12 protein-coding genes (1 of these 12 only partly in view) are annotated in these 19453 nt (G+C 47.3%); 6 read left to right on the top strand and 6 right to left on the bottom strand.

Annotated elements, in window-relative coordinates:
* From icd to SGRA_RS12595, 3 genes are all read right to left on the bottom strand, one after another.
* Positions 1–363 carry the 5' end (the start) of an NADP-dependent isocitrate dehydrogenase gene (gene icd / locus SGRA_RS12610; protein WP_071823187.1) on the bottom strand. 858 nt of this gene lie to the left of the window's left edge, so the window shows 363 of its 1221 coding nt (coding positions 1–363); the start codon lies at positions 361–363; its stop codon lies beyond the left edge, outside the window.
* 133 nt (positions 364–496) lie between these two features.
* Complete coding sequence (locus SGRA_RS12605) at positions 497–1387, bottom strand: GHMP family kinase ATP-binding protein (RefSeq protein WP_015693106.1); 891 nt, start codon at positions 1385–1387, stop codon at positions 497–499.
* Between the two features lie 662 nt (positions 1388–2049).
* Positions 2050–3942, bottom strand: coding sequence for a M1 family metallopeptidase (locus tag SGRA_RS12595; RefSeq protein ID WP_015693103.1), 1893 nt, complete (start codon positions 3940–3942; stop codon positions 2050–2052).
* Positions 3943–4267: 325 nt separating this feature from the next.
* On the opposite strand from SGRA_RS12595, the gene SGRA_RS12590 reads away from it, so the two are divergent.
* From SGRA_RS12590 to SGRA_RS12570, 3 genes are all read left to right on the top strand, one after another.
* A complete protein-coding gene (locus SGRA_RS12590) occupies positions 4268–6826 on the top strand; it encodes a TonB-dependent receptor (RefSeq protein ID WP_015693102.1) in 2559 nt (852 codons plus the stop codon).
* 465 nt (positions 6827–7291) lie between these two features.
* Entirely contained in the window at positions 7292–8413 is a 1122-nt protein-coding gene (locus SGRA_RS12580; protein ID WP_015693100.1) for a hypothetical protein, read from the top strand.
* Between the two features lie 396 nt (positions 8414–8809).
* The gene (locus tag SGRA_RS12570) at positions 8810–11446 is read left to right on the top strand and encodes an ATP-dependent Clp protease ATP-binding subunit (protein ID WP_015693098.1); all 2637 of its coding nucleotides are present in this window, start codon (positions 8810–8812) and stop codon (positions 11444–11446) included.
* Positions 11447–11681: 235 nt separating this feature from the next.
* Here the strand turns inward: SGRA_RS12570 and SGRA_RS12560 are convergent, their stop codons facing one another.
* The gene (locus SGRA_RS12560; RefSeq protein ID WP_015693096.1) at positions 11682–12995 is read right to left on the bottom strand and encodes a UDP-N-acetylmuramoyl-tripeptide--D-alanyl-D-alanine ligase; all 1314 of its coding nucleotides are present in this window, start codon (positions 12993–12995) and stop codon (positions 11682–11684) included.
* 208 nt (positions 12996–13203) lie between these two features.
* Here SGRA_RS12560 and SGRA_RS12555 point away from each other — a divergent pair, with 208 nt between their 5' ends.
* From SGRA_RS12555 to SGRA_RS12545, 3 genes are all read left to right on the top strand, one after another.
* Positions 13204–13965 (top strand): alpha/beta fold hydrolase, encoded by a 762-nt coding sequence (locus SGRA_RS12555; protein WP_015693094.1) that lies wholly within the window; start codon positions 13204–13206, stop codon positions 13963–13965.
* 69 nt (positions 13966–14034) lie between these two features.
* Positions 14035–14316 (top strand): thioredoxin family protein, encoded by a 282-nt coding sequence (locus SGRA_RS12550; protein ID WP_015693093.1) that lies wholly within the window; start codon positions 14035–14037, stop codon positions 14314–14316.
* Positions 14317–14378: 62 nt separating this feature from the next.
* Positions 14379–15305 (top strand): alpha/beta hydrolase, encoded by a 927-nt coding sequence (locus tag SGRA_RS12545; RefSeq protein WP_015693092.1) that lies wholly within the window; start codon positions 14379–14381, stop codon positions 15303–15305.
* Here the strand turns inward: SGRA_RS12545 and SGRA_RS12540 are convergent.
* Positions 15264–15911: a hypothetical protein gene (locus SGRA_RS12540; RefSeq protein ID WP_071823186.1), complete on the bottom strand. Its 648-nt coding sequence runs from the start codon at positions 15909–15911 to the stop codon at positions 15264–15266. The genes SGRA_RS12545 and SGRA_RS12540 overlap by 42 nt on opposite strands.
* Before the next feature lie 242 nt (positions 15912–16153).
* A complete protein-coding gene (locus tag SGRA_RS12530; RefSeq protein ID WP_015693089.1) occupies positions 16154–19018 on the bottom strand; it encodes a PD-(D/E)XK nuclease family protein in 2865 nt (954 codons plus the stop codon).
* Between the last annotated feature and the right edge of the window lie 435 nt (positions 19019–19453).

Below are 19453 nucleotides of genomic sequence, written 5' to 3'. Positions count from 1 at the left end.
CACAGGACGCACGCAAGCAAAAAGGTCAAGCTTCTGACGCAAAGCCACATTTAGTGAGCGGATTCCTCCACCTACAGGGGTAGTCAATGGCCCTTTGATCGCTACCAAGTACTCTTCAATAGCATCTAGGGTAGCCTGTGGCAACCATTCCTGAGTCGTATCAAAGGCTTTTTGACCAGCCAATACTTCTTTCCACTCAATTTTGCGCTCGCCAGCATAAGCTTTCTCTACAGCAGCATCAAAAACGCGAACAGAAGCAGCCCAAATGTCAGGACCAATGCCGTCTCCTTCAATAAAAGGAATAATAGGTTGATTAGGCACTTGCAACTGCCCCTCTTTCATGCTAATTTTTTCTCCACTCATGGATCGTATAGTTATGCAAAATGAAATAAATGATTTAGCCCCCTTTGAGGGCGCTCAAATTTACATTTTTTATACTAGATAATGAAGCTTGCTTTCTCTTTTTCATTAGACTATAGCCCCAGCCCGCTCTCTCCTATATCTGCCCTAAAGCCAATGGCAATAACTCAAAAGCCGATAGTTCTCGCTGCGTACTGGCCCAATCCTGACTATAGCCCAGCAAAAATCCTCCGCCACCAGCTCCACATAGTTTGAGCAAATAGCTGCCTCCCGCTAAGCCTTTTTGCCAAACTTCTTTAAATTCTGCCGGAATCATCCGCTGAAAGAACCGATGCTGCAAGGCCGATATCTCCCTAAATGCAGCAGCTAAGGCCTCATCTTCCTGGCTCAAATAGGCCGAAATAGCCAAACGATGCGCCTGAGCAAGTTCTTTTTGCTCCGCCAATGGAAAATCTGCCTGCGCACAAGCTTGCAAATAGTGCTGTACTAATGGGGCCGTTTGTCTCGCAATTTTTGTGTCCAACAAAAATAATTGAGCCCGATCCGCCTCTCCTAAGCTAATTTCTTGCTCCAATATTTTACTCTGACCAGCTTCCCAAAACAACCCTTTTCTCAAATAAGAAACTAAGGGGTCTATGCCCGAACTCTGCCCATGAAAAGCAGTTTCTATCTGCGCTAAGGTCAATATTAACTCCTCCCCCTTTGCCTTTTCGGCCCTGGCATAGCGCTCATATACTGCGGCCACCAAACTGCCCGAACTCCCCAAACCATAGCCATGCGGAATATCACTCTGCAACCAAATCCCCGCTCGCAAGTCTTGCCCCAATCGCTGCAAGTCTAAGCAACAGTTGGGCGCCATGCTATCCAATAGGAGCTGCAAACCCTGCTGCGAAGCTAATCGCTCTTTAGCGGCCGACCAAGACCAGTTGGCGCTATAGGCCCAAAAGGGTAAGGCCAAAGCCGGAGCCGCCTGCATGATGCTGTACTCTCCAAATAATAGTAGTTTCGCCGGATAAGCTTTTGTCATAGTGCTCGCTGTATTTTGGGCCAAAGCTACAATTTTGCAAGAAAACCGCCAGCCCTCGCCTCCTTTTTATCCTTAACGCTTTTTTCTTTATGTTGTTTTGGGGCTGCCCCGCCCTACAGGCGGGTCGGGCTGTTTCGCAGCTCGCTATTCGCTCGGCCCTGCAGCCCTGCGGGCTTTGGTCTGGCCCTGAGGGCCACTGCTGTCCATCCCTCAGCCGCGGGCCTGCGGCCCTTTGCGGCGGCTTCGCCGCCTGCTAAACCGCAAAAAATATAAGAGGAGGGGGGCAGCTAGCCGTCGGGAGGATTTGGAGAGGAATTTTTTAATGGTCCAAACGCCCCCGCAGGGATTCCCCTAAGGAATCCCGTAGAGGGGTGGGTGGGCGGGGACATATTAAAGCAGGCCGAGCGAAGCGAGGCCTACCGCTTAAAAGGGGCAGCCAAAAGGCCGAAGCAGAAAGCATCAACTGGAAAACAAAAGTGGAGCAGGCCCAGCGCTGCGCAGCCGTGGCCGAAGGCCAGACCAAGGAGCAAAGCGACGCAGGGCCGAGCAGACCTGCGAGCGGCGCAGCATAGCGGCGGCCAGCTTTGCTGGCCGCGGGCCCCAAATAATAAAAAAAGCCACTCCATAAAATAGAGTGGCTCAAAGCAAAACTTCTTAGCCGCCTAATCAGGCTTATAAGTATTATTCTTTCTGTTGATATCGGCCATTCGGCTAGAAGGGTCAATTTCAATACTCAAGATATCCTTTTGTTTAATGGGCAGCTCTAACTCATAGCTAGTATGCGTCCAGCGCCAATCGGGCATCACATTATACTCTAGGTACATATTTTCATTGGCTTTGGCCCCTCTCATAATGGCCAAGGGAATATGGAAACAAGCTGTTTTTTCCTCCTTGCCATCCATATACTTCACCACCAGATCTACAGGCATAGGCATACGGCCATTCTTAATGCCCGTTTTCTTATCGGTGCTTTCTAGGCGTTGCAATTGGACCAACGTCTTTTTGCCCTTCTTCTCCACCTTATCAATCGCATAATCAATAGTATGTGTGCTATTGACCCAATACTCTCGGTACCAATCTAGCTCTAGGCCCGATCGTTTTTCTACAATACGGATAAAATCGTTGGGATTGGGGTGCTTGAACCGCCAATTATAGTAATAATCTAACATGGCCTCCTTAAGGACCTTTTCGCCGACAATGTACTCCAATTGATGGACAAAAACGGCTCCTTTATTATAAGAACCAGCGCCATAGGCCGCATTACTCATAAAATGGTCGGCATGAGTGCTTAGGGGCTCCTCTACCCCACTTTTGGCCAACTGCTTATAACCTGCATAAGAGTAGTAATGGGGGGTTTCGCCTTTTTTCAGTTGGCCATCCAAATAAGCCGTAACAATATTGGTGGAATAAGAAGTAAAGCCTTCATCCATCCAAGCATAAAGGGCCTCATTGGTTCCCATCAGCATCTGATACCAAGTATGCATCAGTTCGTGGACCATCACGCCTTGCAGGCTAGAGGGGGCACGGTTTCCAGTGATGAGTGTGGCCATGGGGTACTCCATTCCGCCATCTCCCCCTTGGATAAAGGAATATTGGCGATAGGGATAATTGCCAAAGCGTTTCTCGATATACTCGAATGCCTTTTTCATTTTAGGCTGTACAGCTTTCCAAGTGGCCTTATAATCCTCATCATCTTGATAGAGAAAGTGAATCTTAGTCGTATCATCTAGCTGGACCACATCATGGATATAATCGGGATCGGCGCCCCAGACAAAGTCATGCACATTGGGCGCGATAAAATGCCAAGTAAGGCGCTTTTTGCCTTTGAGGTCGGCTCTTTGGCCCACATCCTCATAGCCATGTCCCATTTCATTGGGATTTTGGAGGTAGCCCGTAGCGCCTACCGTATATTCTACAGGTAGGGTGATTTTCACATCGAAATCGCCCCAAACACCATGAAACTCTCGGCCGATATAGGGGTTGGCATGCCAACCTTGGTAGTCATACTCACAAAGTTTGGGATACCATTGCGACATAGAATAATCGATTCCCTCGGCACTATTGCGGCCAGATCGGCGAATTTGAATGGGCACCTGGCTTTTAAACTCCATTTCTAGGGTAGTACTGGCGCCAGGCAAAATGGGCTCGGCTAGTTCTACCTCCAAAATAGTTTCGGCCATTTCATAATTGACCTTTTTGCCATCTTGCAACAAGCTCTTAATCTTATGGTAGCCCGTTTCTTTGGGCTTAAGCTGAGCGATACGATCGCCTACACGGGGATCGGGATCGGGTAGTGTTCTAGAGCGTTCATCCATCATACTACCTGGCTGAAAGGCATTAAAGTAGAGATGATAAAATACTTTACGCAAAGTATCGGGCGAATTATTGGTATAGACCAGCTTCTGTTTACCATCAAACTGATGTTTTTTGGTATCCATATCAATTTCCATATAGTATTTGGCCGCCTGTTGCCAGCGATCGGGCCCTGTTTGGGCCAACAAGCTAGCTCCTGCCAAAAGGCCAAAAGCCAAGCTTGCAATTTTCTTTTTCAACATAAGGTATCGTTTTTCAATTTTTTGATTGAGTAGAGCAAGACTTAAATAAAGTAAAAAAATAGCCCTTTTATCAGAATTTCTACAAAAACAGAAATTGGACCGACTAGAAACTAACCCCCTAGTTCAGTCTTTCAAAAGGTCGAGTTAGTCGAAATCTAAAGGTTAAGGACTGTTAAGAGCTCGTAACTATAGCCCTCTAAGCCTATTATACATAAAAAAGCAATCAAAAATTAACAGCACTGGCTGCTCCGTTCTCAGCTAGCTCAGCACAACTCTTCGGCTAGCTCCTACAATCAATTTAACCTCGATCTTAATTCCAAAAAACATGAAATTGACCCTCCTCTCCTTCTTCCTGCTCGTCTGTAGCTGGAGCTGGGCGCAGGGGCCTATGCCCCCTGCCCAAACCACTCTTTTAGGCCAACTCATAGATGCCGACAGCAAAAAGCCCTTAGAGTTTGCCACCGTATCCCTCTACAATCTTTCCGACTCCCTCATTACGGGGGGCATTAGCGATATGGATGGTAAATTTCGCTTGGCCAACTTGCCCTATGGCGACTACTACGCCAAGTTTAACTTTATGGGCTATGAAGAAAAACGCATAGATAGTCTTAAATTAGAACTCCCTACTCTTCAGCTAGGAAAAGTCTTGCTAAAGCCCGATGCCGCCACCCAAGAAACGGTGCAGGTAACGGCCAATAAATCGCTACTCAAATTGGGCCTAGACAAAAAGGTTTTTGATGTAGAAAACAGCGGACTTGGCAACAGCGAAAGCGCCACCGAGGTCCTTCGCTCTACCCCAGGAGTCGAGGTCGACCAAGATGAGCAAATCAAAGTGCGGGGCAAGGTGGTCCAAGTATACATCAATGGAAAACCTACGGGCCTCACTGGAGAAAACCAAGCTGCGGTTCTTCGGCAACTGCCTGCAAATAGTATCAAAAGCGTAGAAATTATTACGAGCCCCTCGGCCAAAGATGCCCCCGATGGTGGCGCAGGCGGAATCATTAACATTGTGATGAAACGCAACCTCCTCTCTGGCTTTACGGGCAATGTCAATGCTCGAATTGGGACCAATGCCCGAGGTTGGCGTTCGGAACCCGTTGGTCCAATGTTCAATAAGTTTAATACGGGTTTTGGCCTAAACTACAAATCTGAAAAGCTCAACCTTTTTTCTAATGCTAGCTGGAGCCGCCGAGGCTCCTACACCCTTTCAGAGGCCTACCGCTTCAATCAATTGCCCGATAGTAGCTATTATTTTAATACCTACCGCGATAGCCGCCGCCAAAAAGATAACTTCTGGGGGCGCCTAGGCATGGACTACTACTTTAGTCCCACCCAAACCCTCTCTATGCAAGTACGAGGCGGTGGAGGGGCTGGCCAAAATGGCGGCCAAACCCAATACGATAACTTCGGACAAGATTCGGTATACTACAGCCAAGAGATTCGAGGCAGAGATGGCGAAACAGAACGCTACAACTGGAGCTATAATGCCGTTTACTCTATTATTTTTCCAGAAAAAGACTCTACAGGTAAGCCTAATTTGGATAAAATTGGGGGTATGGGTGATCAACACGAGCTCGTCTTTGACTTCCAAATATCAAATAGCCAAGACCAAGATATTGACTACTACGGCAATCAGTCTTATTGGCCCAATGGCGATGCCATCAATGCAGCCCCAGACTCTCAGCGCATTGAGGACTTTGACAGCCGCAGAGAAATTTGGGCCCGTATTGATTATACCCTTCCCTTGCCCAAACTAGAAGGGCGATTAGAAGTAGGCTATCACTATCGCTACCAATTGGACCGCAGTGATTTTGGCTATTATAATTATGTTCCTCAGCTCCCCACTTTAGTCAATGATAGTAGCCGCTCTAATATCTTTGAATACAGCCAACAGATTCATGCCCTTTATGGGACCTACAGCCAAAAACTTGGAGAGAAGTGGAGTGGAAAGTTTGGTCTTCGCCTAGAGCAAGCCAGTGTAGATCCGCGTTTGATTAGTACGGAGGAGAGTTATCCCTGGAGTTACTTTCAGCTCTTTCCCTCTGTTAACTTGGGCTACCAAATGAGTAAGTCGGCCCAAATGACCTTTAACTACAGCCGTAGAATTGACCGCCCCGGTTCTTGGTCCACCAACCCCTTCCCTAGTTTTGAGGACCCCCGCTACCTTTATTATGGCAACCCTTATTTACAGCCCTCATTTACCGATAAGGTAGAGCTGAACTACGGCAACTACATTGGCAAATCGGGAATAAATGTTGGCTTGTATGCCAGCTACAATGATAATGAGTCTACCCGAGTCCAAACCATTGACAGCCTAACGGGCGTGATTCGCTCTCGGCCTCAAAACCTAGCCTACAACTACCAATACGGTTTAGACTTCAACTTTAATACAAGTATTTTCCCTTGGTGGACCTTTAATATGGGAGGCAACCTTTATCAGTCGCATTTTGATGCAGAAGTAGAAGGTCAAGATCTTTCTTATCAGACCTTAGGGGCTAGTGGAAACATCTTTAGCAGTATTCGTTTGCAAAAAATTGGGCTAAGCATCTCTATGGGGGGATCAGTTTGGTATCAGGTTCGAGATATTCAGGGAAGCAACCGCCCCAACTTCTGGCATTGGGTATCGGTCAATAAACAGCTGATGAAAAAGAAATTGCGGCTCTCTCTTTGGGTCCAAAACCCCATTTATAGCAATAGCTATCGCTATCAGCGGAGTACAGACAGCTTTCGTCAGAGTGGAATTTACGAATGGGAAAACCGAGTGGTCAACTTTAGTATGAGCTATAACTTTGGTAAGATGAATGTCAAAAACAAACGCCGTAGCAAATTAGAAAACCGCTCTGGCGGTGGAAACAGCAGCGGCGGCGGACAAGGTGGCATTTAGAGGCGGCGAAGCCGCCAGCGAGCGCAGCGAGCCATGGCCCAGCGCTGCGCAGCCGTGGCCGAAGGCCAGACCCAGTTTTTTTGAGCGTAGCGAAAAAAACGCAGGGCCGAGCAGACCTGCGAGCGGCGAAGCATAGCGGCGGCCGCCCCAATATATAGGGCGGCCGCGGGCCCCAAAAGAAAAGAGTCAGTCCTCTAAGGAGTACTGGCTTTTTTTTGTGCGTTCCTTGTTTTATAATATCTTCCGAAACTGTTATTTTGTGAGGGCTCCAACAACCCCCCTAGCCTCCCCCTAAATTTGAGAAGAATGAACTACCGATTTAATCACTAGATTAGGTCGGCTAAACTGTTTTTTGCAGTGGGCTTTTGGCCTATTTTTAGCCTAAGGAACTAGAAGCGCCTCAGCGCCTGTTTTTTAAGTAGTTCGCTACACACACTATATTCCAAGACAAGCAAAACCAGCAATATGCTAAAACCACTATTATATATTCGTCCCAAACCTTGGCAAATTGCCATCTCTATTTTGGGGGTTTGTTGGGGCTTGGCCACCGCCTTTACCAGCCCAAAACTCTTAAAGGAAGAGGAGCAATCTGATTTTCAGATGACCGAAAGCACTCCGCTTTGGACCGTCATGGGGAAGTTGGGAAAAATTAAAACCAACCAGCCAAAAGATTGGGCCAAGGCCAAAGACCAACTGACGATTCGGCAAGGAAAAGAACTGATTGAACAGGGATTTACCACCAAAGAAGGTAGTAGCACCGAGCTACTCAGCAAGAAAATGAGCTGCGCCTCCTGCCACCTCAGCGTTCGGGAAGAGCCTAGTTTGGATAATCTGGATCCTCAAAAACGCCTAAAATATGTAGACTCTAACCAGCTCTCTTTTCTGCCCGGCCCTAGTTTTTATGGCATGATTAACCGCATCTTCTTTTTTAATAATGATTTTGCCAAGCTCTATGACGGCCCCTACGCCCACCTGCTCAAAGGCGCCCACTTTGACCTGCGCAAATCTATGGATGCCTGCAACCAACTCTTTGCCGATGGCCGAGAAATGGAAGATTGGGAAAAAGAAGCCATTTTGGCCTATCTCTGGACCCTAGAATTGAAAATGGGCGAACTCGAGATGAAAAAAGCCGATTGGGAAAAGGTCGAGTATTCTATCAAAAATAACCGCAGTAATGCCCGGGCCGTAAACCTCATTCGCCGATATTACTCGGAGGTTTATCCCGCCCATTTGGTCCGCCCACCAGACGAACGCGCCCGCCAAATGATCTCTCCCGCTAGCAATAGCTTTCTCAATGGCCGAAAAATTTATGAGCGAAGCTGCCTGCATTGCCATGAAGAAAAACGCTATAGCCGATTCAAACTAGACAATCGCCAAAAAACATTTAAACGACTAGCCGCCAACTTTGAAGGCAAAGCCAAATACTCTATTTATGCCGCCCACCGCTATCAATCAGGCAAAAATTGGCGCGGGATTCCCATCTTTACCAAAGAAAGAATGAGCGATGACCAACTGGCCGACCTCCGCTTTTTTATTGATAATATGGCCAAAATGGGCGATGAAGCCCTCAATTACTATAAAAATTAAACCCCAAGCGAATGCTGCAAGCTATTGTAGTATTCGCTTTTTTTCTGCTGTTTTTTGGGGCTGCCCCGCCCTGCAGGCGGGTCGGGCTGTTTCGCAGCTCGCTATTCGCTCGGCCCTGCGTGGGCTGCGCCCGCTAGGTCTGGCCTGCGGCCACTGCTGTCCATCCCTCAGCCGAGGCGCTGCGCGCCTTGGGGGCGGCTCCGCCGCCGCCTATTGGACCTAAAATCGGCAATCGGAAAAAATGTCACGGATTAGGAACCGAAAACACCCAAAATGTCAGCTAAAGCTTTGGAAAACTGCCATTTTGCCTTAACTTCAAGAATTGGATTTGCTTTTGAAAAGAAAAGATCAAATTGTATAAATCTCCATCTACTATATCAATAAGCCCTATATATTATGTTTGATAAATTCACCGAAAAAGCCCGGCAGGCCGTACTCAAAGCACAAGAATACGTGCGTGGCCGCCAACAACAAGACGTTCAATTGGCCCATTTATTAGCCGCTATGTTAGAAGTGGATGATAATGTAGTGGGCTACCTGCTCAAAAAATTATCCGTCAACCTTACAGACCTCAAGCAAAAGCTAGAGGTGATTATGGATACCTACCCTAAAGTCTATGGTAGCAACTCGGGTAGCCACCTCTCTAAAGAGGCCAGCCTAGCCATCCAAAATGCCCAAAACCTGGCCCGCGATTTCGGCGATGAGTTTGTGGCCCTCGATATGATTTTAGCGGGTATTTTCTCCGTAGACGATAAAACCACTCGCCTACTCCGCAGCCTTGGCGCCAACGAAAAACTACTTGGCGATGCCATTAAGGAATTGCGCAAAGGCCGCACCGTCAAAAGCGAAAGTGGCGAAAATGAATTTAATGCCCTCCGCAAATATGGGGTAAACTATAATGAACAATGCCGCAACGGAAAATTGGACCGCATTATCGGCCGCGATGATGAAATTCGCCGCCTGCTCCATATCCTCTCTCGCCGCAAAAAGAACAACCCCATCCTCATCGGAGAACCCGGTGTGGGAAAAACCGCCATCGTAGAAGGTCTAGCTTGGCGTATCGTTAATAATGATGTGCCCGAAAACCTAAAAGATAAAACCGTTTTTGGCCTCGATCTAGCCGCTCTAGTTGCTGGAGCCAAATATAAAGGAGAATTTGAGGAGCGCCTCAAAGCGGTGGTCAAAGAAGTAACCACCTCTAATAATGTCATCCTCTTTATTGATGAAATTCATACGCTGGTTGGTGCTGGCGGAGGTGGAGGCGCCATGGATGCCGCCAATATCCTCAAGCCCGCCCTTGCCCGTGGAGAACTACGGGCCATTGGTGCCACTACCCTAGATGAGTACCAAAAGTACTTTGAAACGGATAAAGCCCTAGAAAGACGATTCCAGAAAATTGTCATCGACCAGCCTTCTATGGAAGAAACGGTGGCCATTTTGCGCGGACTCAGAGAGCGCTACGAAAACCACCACCAAGTTCGCATTCTCGATGGGGCCCTCATTGCTGCGGCAGAACTTTCTCATCGCTATATTAGTGATCGTGCCCTACCCGATAAAGCGATCGATTTGATGGATGAGGCCGCCGCTAAACTTCGCTTAGAGCTAAACTCTATGCCCGAAAAACTAGATGAATTGGACCGCAAAGGCCGTCAGCTAGAAATTGAAAGAGAGGCCGTAAAACGAGATGGCGACCAAAAACGATTGGATGCCATCAATGAGCAAATTGCCAATATCTCGGAAGAACTGACGGTCCTAAAAGCCGCCTGGGAATCTGAAAAAGAACTCATCAATATCATTCAGTCTTGTAAGTCTGAAATTGAGAAATACCGCCTAGAAGCTGAAGAAGCCCGCCGCAATAGCGATTACGCCAAAGTGGCCGAATTGGAATATGGTAAAATTAAAGAGCAGGAAACTATCTTGGCCAATGCAGAGGCCCAACTAGAAACCCTCTCTCCAGAAAAACGCCTGACTGATGGGGAGGTAGATGCTAATGATATTGCTGAGGTTGTTGCTCGCTGGACGGGTATTCCCGTGGCCAAAATGCTCGAAAGCGAAAGAGAGAAGCTGCTTCGCCTAGAAGATGAAATTGGTAAGCGAATTATTGGCCAAAGAGAGGCCGTACAAGCCGTTTCTGATGCAGTTCGCCGTAGCCGTGCGGGCCTACAAGATGCCAAAAAGCCCATTGGTTCTTTCCTCTTTATGGGAACAACGGGAGTCGGTAAAACAGAATTGGCCAAAGCCCTGGCGGAACTTCTCTTTAATGATGAAACAGCGATTACCCGCTTTGATATGTCGGAGTATATGGAGAAACATGCTGTTTCTCGCCTGGTGGGACCACCTCCCGGTTATGTAGGCTATGAGGAGGGCGGACAATTGACCAATGCGGTTCGCCAGAAGCCCTACTCTATCATTCTACTGGATGAAATTGAGAAGGCCCATCCCGACACCTTCAATATTTTGTTGCAGGTCCTAGATGATGGCCGCCTTACCGATAACAAAGGCCGTGTAGCGGACTTTAAGAATACGATTATCATCATGACCACCAATATGGGGGCCGATGTGATCCAAGATAATTTTGATGGTTTAGATCATGTAGATGCCAGCAAACGCCAAGCGATCATTGAAACGACCAAACTGGAAGTCATTGAGCGCCTCAAGGACCATGTTCGTCCAGAGTTTCTCAACCGAATTGATGAAACGGTCATGTTTACTATGCTCAACCGCGAAGAAATCAAGCAGATTCTTTATTTGCTATTGAAAGGTATTCGCAAAAGAGTGTTGGGCCAAGGCTTTGATATTGAGCTTTCTGAAGCAGCCATTGACTACCTAGCCGATTTGGGTTATGAGCCCGCCTTTGGTGCCCGCCCCATGAAGCGGGTACTCCAAAGAGAATTGGTCAATGAGTTGTCTAAGGCCCTATTGGCGAGCCAATTTGCGCCTGGCGACCTCATTTATGTCGATCTTCCAAAAGGGCAAGAAAAACTCTTGTTTACTAAAAAAGAAGAAGAGAAAGAGCTAGAGTTGGAAGACTAAACTTTATGTGCTAAGTAAAAAAGCGATCCCCAGTGGGATCGCTTTTTTTTGGTCCAAATTTCTGCGTTCTACAGGCGGCGAAGCCGCCGCAGGCTGAGCTGCCTGTCGGGTGGCCCGAAGGGCCAGACCCAGCAAAAAAGCGCTTTGCGCTTTTTTGCGCAGGGCCGAGCAGACCTGCGAGCCCAGAAGGGAGCGACCCGCCCGAAGGGCGGGGCAGCCCCAAAAAAATAATAGACTAATTCAATTCCTTTACTTCCTCAAAGAGTTGTTCTAGGCGGTTGCCCCTAGAGCCCTTGACATAAATGGCGTGGGCAGAAGTGGGCAAAGCCTGCTGCAGTTGGTCCAGATGCTCAAAATGTTGGGCGAAAGGAGGCAGCGACAAGCCCAAAAAGCTAGGGCCAAAGAGGAGAAGCTGAATATTTTTTTCGCTAGCGAGTTGGTCCAAAAGGGTTTGATGTTCATTTTGGCTAAAGTTACCGAGCTCCAGCATTTCGCCAAGGACAAAGACTTTTGGGGCAGATTTCTCGGCTAGAGCGGCCTGCAGAAAGACCTGCATACTGCTAGGATTTGCATTATAGCAATCGAGTAAAACGGCTTGATTATTCCAGTTTCGGCGTTCGGAGCGGAGCGATTGCGGGCTATAGCTTTGCAGGGCCTGTTTAATGACAGCGGCGGGCAGGGCAAAATAATCGGCAATTGTGGCGGCGGCCAAGACGGTGGGCGCCCAAAACTCGCCAAAGAGATTCATCTTTACCGACAACTTTCTTTTGCCCAATTGGATCTCTAGTTTTAGATCGGGAGCTTGGAGCACTTTTGCCTGCGTATAGTCCTTAGAGCGGCCGTAAAAAATGGGATTTTTTAGTTGTTTGGCGGCCTTCATCATTACTGGATCTTGACCATAGACAAAAGCTTGGCCGTTTGTTTTGGCCAAATAATCATAGAGCTCATGATTCGCTTTCTGGATATTTTCCAGCGAGCCATATTCGCCCAAATGGTCTTTACCGTGATTAGTAATCAGGCCATGAGTAGGGGCTGCAATTTCGCAGAGGGCGGCGGTTTCGCCTAGGTGATTGGCCCCAATTTCTAGGATGGCCAACTCATGTTCGTTTTTAATTTGCAGCACAGAAAGGGGGAGGCCCAAATGGTTATTAAAATTGCCGGGGGTGGCCCAACAATCATAATTTTGAGAGAGCAGCAAATAAAGTAATTGGCGGCAGGTGGTTTTGCCATTAGAGCCCACCACAGCAATTACTGGAATATCGATTTGTTTTCGGTGATATTGGGCCAGCTGCTGTAGACAAACTTCCACATCTTCGACTAAAATATAGCGTTCATCCTCTGCATATTTGGCTTTTAGCTGCGGGGCATTGATAATAGCGGCCAAGGCTCCTTTTTGCAGGGCCATTTCTGCAAAATCATTGCCTTTGTGTTGGCCATTTTCATCTTTTTGACCCAAGGCAAAAAACAAATCGCCCGGTTGAACTTGGCGACTATCGATACAAAGGCCCTTAGCCGATAAAAAAGTAGTATAAATTTGAGCAAGCTGCATGAGATCAATTTTGGTCTATAAAAGGATGGGCGAAAATAGCCTTTTTTAGGCTTGTGCTCCTGCAGTAAGGTAAAAGAAATCAAAGTTTTTTAATATAAAATAGGGGTTTGCGGTCCATAACTAATCTAAAAGATGTATTTTTGAGGCCAATTAAGGCCCCTCCAGGGCCTTTTTGATTGATTATCAGTAACATAAGAATTTCTCAGTTATGGACTACAAAGTCAAGGAGCTAGGAAAGTTCCAATATATAGAAGAAGGGCAAGGGGAAACCCTTTTGCTTTTGCATGGTCTTTTTGGGGCCCTTAGTAACTTCGGTACTATTATCGAACACTTTCGCAAGGATTACCGCATTTTGGTCCCTGTACTTCCTATCTATGAAGCGCCACTAAGAGAGCTTTCTGTGGGCTATCTTAAGAATTATGTGGTCGAATTTTTAGAAGCCAAAGGAGAGACAGAAAAAATGCACGTTTTGGGCAATTCTTTGGGTGGGCACGTCAGCCTATTTATGGCCCTAGAAGAGCAAGATCGCCTAAAAAGCCTTATCCTAACGGGTAGCTCTGGACTTTTTGAGAACACTTTGGGCAACACCTTTCCCAAGCGGAAAAGCTATACTTTTATTGAACGCAAAGCAGAATATACCTTCTACGATCCCGCTACGGCTAGCAAAGAGTTGGTAGACAGCCTTTTCGAGATTGTCAACAATAACGAAAAAGCCATTCGCGTGGTCGCTTGTGCTCGTTCTGCAATTCGTGATAATGTAGAAAATCGCCTACATAATATTAAGGTTCCTACTTTGCTCATTTGGGGAAAGCAAGACCGCATTACGCCCCCTTTTGTTGGTGAGGATTTTCACAAAGGAATTGAGAAATCTCAGCTATATTACATCGATAAATGTGGACATGCCCCAATGATGGAGCGTCCTGATGAGTTTAACCGCATTTTGAGTGCTTTTTTGGCCCATCAGAACTAAATTTGATGGTCTTTTGACTCAAAAAAGGGCTGACTCTTCTTAGAGTCAGCCCTTTTTAACTGCAATAAGATGGATAAATTTCTCTACTTCACGCAACCCCAATGTGGGGTTTGCCATGCCCTTTTGCCCAAACTTTCGGAGTTTGTGGCCGAGCATTATCCCAAAATGGAACTAGAGGTCATTGATTGTATGACTGAGCCCGAGCGAGCCGCCCAGCACAACGCCTTTTCGGTCCCGCTGCTCCTCGTTTTTTTTGAGGGCAAAGAGTTTTACCGTTTCTTTGGGGCCTTCTCTTTAGGCGAGCTGGCCGCCCAAATGCAACGGCCCTATCAACTTCGATTTGAAGATTGATTTCCCCACTATTTTTGGTGCTTTCTTTGTGGAGCAAAAAGTAAAAACTAAACAGTTGTTCAATGAAACTGAAATTTTACTTTTTGCTCTTTTTTTTGGTCTTTTCGGCCAGCAGTTGGGCCCAGAACAAAACCTCGGGCAGTATTTGGGAAGTACTCGCTTATCCCGTTCACGCTTTTCGGCTCAATCGGCAAGCTCCGGCCCAAGCAGAGCGGCAACGCCTTCAATATGGTCCAGAAGAGCGGCAGTATCTTTGGCTCTACGAGCCTTTGGGCGGGGCCGAACAAGCCCCCATTATTTTTTATGTGCATGGTGGCGCTTGGCGAACGGGCAAGCCTGAGCAGCATCAGCATTTGGCCCAACTATTTACCGATTTGGGTTACCGTTTGGTGATGCCCGCCTATCGCTTGGCCCCCGATTATTGCCAAGAAGATTTACAGCTCGATATTGACCAGGCTATTTTAGCCGCTAGCAAGCATTGGGGCATTTCGCTCCCCAAAAGTCAATGGGTTATTGGCGGAAGTTCTGCAGGGGGAAACCTGGCGGCTCTTTTGGCCTACGACCAAGAACGGCTAGCCAATTTGGGCCTAAGCAGCGCAAATATTAGCGGATTTTTTTCTATTGCTGGCGCGCTAGACCTCAATCAGATGGAGCCAAGTTTGCCCCTGCGGCAATATGCAGGAAGTAAGCAATCTGTTAATTTCAAATTGGCCAATCCCGTTTATTTAATCGATGTCCAAGACGACTTCCCCGCTCTTTTATTACATGGCAACCGAGATGGCCTAGTCGATTTTCGAGCTTCGGCCTCTTTCGCCCGAAGCCTAGAGCAGAAGGGCCTGCCCTACTCTTTTTATTGCATCCGAGGCGCCAGCCATCTGGCCGTTACCGCAAAATGGTACTACAAAGCCAAAAAGCGAAAAGGCCAAGGCGAATATTTACGCAATTGGCTACTCGCCATAAGCAAAGCGCAGGTAGAAACTACGGAATAGCTCCCCCTTATAATATATACGTATCGGCAAAAACTCGGCCGCCCGAAAAATAGCGGGATCCTCGGCATGCGCTTGCATTTCTTCTTCAGAAAAAAGGAGCGGATAATCCTTGGGCTGGGGCTGTTGGCTGGCTTTCATGGCCCAAATTTCCTGCGGCAAACGGAAAAGCAAAAGCCCCTCCGCCTGTCGATAGGGTTCACCCTTAAAATCTTGCTCTAGGGTTCCATAACTCAAGCGAAAATCGCCATTATAGTCTGCTGGAAAACGGAGCAAGACATACAAATCGGTATTGGCGTTCCATTCTGCGCCCAAGGGGCCTCCGCCTTTTTCTTTCAGTAAATTTTTGGCCTGATGCCAGCCCTCTTCCTGCTGCATTTGGGCCCACCAAGCGGCGGCGGCCAAGCTATCCAGCTGGTTTTGTGGGTCGTCTCCTTCAAAAAAGCAGTAGGCCTCAAAGGATTTTGCCCGATTGCTTTTCAAGGCTCTGGCGGCAGGCAATAAGCTATCGCTTTCTACTTTTGGGCGGGCAACAGTTTCTTTTTTTGGACCTTCTGTTTGGCAGGAAAAACAAAGGGCCAAGGCCCAAATCCATATCCATTTTTGCATAATTCTTCTGTTTTTTTTGGGGCCCGCGGCCGGCTAGCCTTCGGCTAGGTCGGCCGCCGCTATGCTGCGGGGCTCGCTCTTCGCTCGGCCCTTCGTTTTTTTCGCTACGCTCAAAAAACTCGGTCTGGCCTTTGGCCACCCACTCCGCAGCGCTGGGCCAAGATACGCTTGGCGGCAAACAAAATTGCAAAAAAAAGGCGCCTTCTTCAAATGGAGGCGCCAAAATAGAACTTCATTTTTACTTAAGCCATGGGTTGGACCAACACTCTATAAATATCATATTTGGCCGATTCTTGGCGCATTTCTAAAAGGTCTAGCAACCCTTGCGACTGCAAAATTTCTTCTAAGGCAGATTGCGTGTGTTCATTGCGCAGCTCAATTTGGCCCTCTTGAAGTTGTTGCATTCTCCAGAGGTAAGTATTCTCCATCTCCTGCCAAGTTTTGCTTTGTTGTTGGATCGCATCAATTTCGGGAGAAACGGCTTCGGCTTCGGCAAAGGCTTGGTTATTTCGAGACAAAATAATTCCCTCGCTAATAATATAATAACCACTATGGGCCCATTGTCCTTCTTGTTCAGAAAGGAACTTAGAGTAAACCACCAGCTGCAAATCATCATTATTTTGTAGACTTTGGCGATAAAAACTCTTGCCCTTCCACTTGAGGTCCAAAACAGCAGTTTCTGCTTGGCCATTCCGTTCTCGATAAAGGACCAAATCGGCAATACCTTTAATTTTTTGGCCACAAAGTTCGCCTTCTACGGCCATTTCAGAAGCTTTCACGCTCCAGCCATTCCGCTGAATAGCCGAAATGAGGGTCCAGGCAGAAAACTTCATTTTATTGATAAAACTAATGCGGTCGGCTTCTTTGCCATACATTAGCAAAACCGCTCCCTCTCGTTCAATAATTGTCGGTAAGGTTTTATCAATCCAAGCTTCTAATTCTGTTTTGCTCCAAGTTTTAGGCTCTTCCACCATCAGATCAAAGAGGCGTTCAAAAAGCACATGCGATAAATTCCCTTTTAGGCGATTTTCGCTAGAGACCTGCAAAATAGAAGACTTATTCAGGCCAATCAGGTAGCGGAACACCCATTGGTAAGGATAATAAAACAGCTTATCTAAAGAGCTAAAGGACTCATTTTTTCGTTCGCTGAGCAGGCCAGCGCCTCCTTCTTGTTGGCCCAAACGGATATAAGGCGAGGGCGACTTGAGTGGGCTAGGCCGCAATTTTTCTTCTTGGGCCAGCTCAAAATACTGTTGAAAATAAGTAGAGCTTTTGGCCTCTTCTAGTTGAATACTAAAGCTATCGAGCAAATCGCCAAAAAGGGCCTGCATATCGCCCCAAAGCGGGTGAGGATGTTGTTCTCGGCCTTCTACTTTGGCGGGAAGGACCAAAATGAGTTGTTCTCTACAGTGTAAGATTGGGCGGATGCGTTGCCAGATATTGCGCAAGTTAATTTGGCTCAAGGTCTCCAGCTCAATTGCTCTTTTTTCCAGATAAGCCCGTTCTTGCTTATACCAGCGTTCAAAGCCAATATTTCGCTGTGGGTCGACAAAATTCCACCAAAGCAGCTGAGGGCTATTGCCCACAATTGCGGCGGGTTCATAGACAAAGGGCGCATGGCCCAATTCGCTAGGGCGGAAAGGAATAGCTACGGCTTGGTTAACCTGTTTGACCAAGCGTTCGAGCTGTAGGTAGCCCACTCCTTGTTCCTTTTTGGCCAAACTCTGCAGCAAAAGCAGGAGGCGGCCAGCTTGTTCATAGAGGCGGAGAATGGGTTTTTGGGCCGCCAAAATTTCTTCTCTTTGGCGTTCTAGTTGTTGTTCCTTGGCCTCTTCTAGATCTGATTTATTGAGTTTTTTATCAATCTTATCAACTTGCTTCTTTTGCTCATCCACCAATTTGAGGGCCCAAAGGCGGAGGTAATCGAAAATTTCGACTAATTCTCGGACGGGTAATAATTGGCGAGAGTCGTAGCGGCGGCGTTCGAACCAGAAGCTATAATCTTTTTCGGCTTGGGCCAATTCTGCTTCTAGTTTTTTGGCAATACGGGGGCCTGCTCTTTCGATTTGGGCCTTCATGTCTTGAACGAACTCCTCTTTTTTGCGAAACCAGAGGGCGCTAAAGAGGCCAGGTTTTTCAGAAATAGACTCTGCTAATTTAACCGCTAGGCCCTTATGCAGCGGAATATTGGGGAGAGACAAAAACTCCAGTAAACGGTAAGGGTTGAGGGGTTGCCAGAGAAAAGAGCTAATGAGCTTAAGAATTTGCAGGCTGGGTCGGGCCAGAGAGGCTGATTCTACCCCAAAAGAGGGCAAGCCTTCTTGGACCAATGCATTATCTAAAGCTCTATTTTTATTAGAGAGTAGGCAAAGCGGTTTTAGATCGGGCATTTGGGCAAAAAGCTTGGCCAAATAAGCGGCGGCATAGGCTTCACTCTCTGCTTTGAGGACCAAAATAGAGCCGTCGGCTTTTTCGGTATTGGCTTTAGGGATCTCTTGGCCGAGCAGGCGGGCTTGCAATTGGCCCAACTGTTTATTGGCTAGGGGTTGGGGTTCTGCTAAATTTTCAATCAGGACACCCTCCTGCTTCATCAACTCAAAAAAGCGCTGCCAGTAAGGGGGCCAGAGGGTTTCGGCTTCTTGCAGCAACAACTTAGAAATGGGTTGTTTTCGGCCCTTTTCGATATAAGAAAAGACCTGGCGGAAGCGCTCGGCAAAAGCGGGGGCGAGTTGAATTTCCTCTTGGCGTTGGAGCAGCCGTTCTAATTCGGCTAGCGTACGCAAGCGGCTAGGCATTTGGGTTCTGATAGCAAAATCCCAGCTAGAGAGATAGAGTTCATCTCGGCGATCGAGCAGCGCTTGGGCAGTAGCTAATGGATCTGCTGAAAAAGAGGCAGCAAAAAAGGCCTCTTTATTTTTTTCTAGATACAAAGCGAGGAGTTGCCGATATTGCTCTACGCGCAAAAAGGCCTTATTATCGGGATAACCAATGCCCAACTGTTCCTCTAGGAACTCAATGAGTTGTTGTGGGCCACAACTATAATCGATGCCTTCTTCCCAGAGCGGAAAAATTTGCTCTTGCAGGCTCAAACCAAAACGTACAATCATAAGACTTCAGTCTAAAGAGCAGGATTTGAGGTAAAGGGGCAGATTAAAATTGTGAAAGGCCCATACCTTTATACTGCTCAACATCTAAGAGATAAGACAAGTTAGTTATTTTATACGCAAAAAGTAAATAGATTTCCAGTTTTTAGTCAAAATAATGACAAAAACAAGGGGTTTTGGCTTAAAAAAGGGGTAAAAGGCCTTTTTTGCCTTAAAAAAAAGGAAAAGAGGGCCGAAGAAAAAGCCAAAGAGAAGGGCCAATGATGAGCGGATGAGGGATGGAAAAGGGGGCGGCGCAGCCGCAGACCAAAGTTTTTGAGCGTAGCGAAAAAACTGCAGGGCCGAGCAGACCTGCGAGCCCTGACACAGCCCGACCCAAGGCCTGAAAGGCCGCAGGGGCAGCCCCTAAAAAAACAGAACAACCAACATAAATTTGGT

The organism is Saprospira grandis str. Lewin (genome assembly GCF_000250635.1).
Taxonomy (GTDB): Bacteria; Bacteroidota; Bacteroidia; order Chitinophagales; family Saprospiraceae; genus Saprospira; species Saprospira grandis.
The sequence above is the reverse complement of the archived record's forward strand: the minus strand, read 5'-3'. Positions and strand labels throughout refer to the sequence as shown.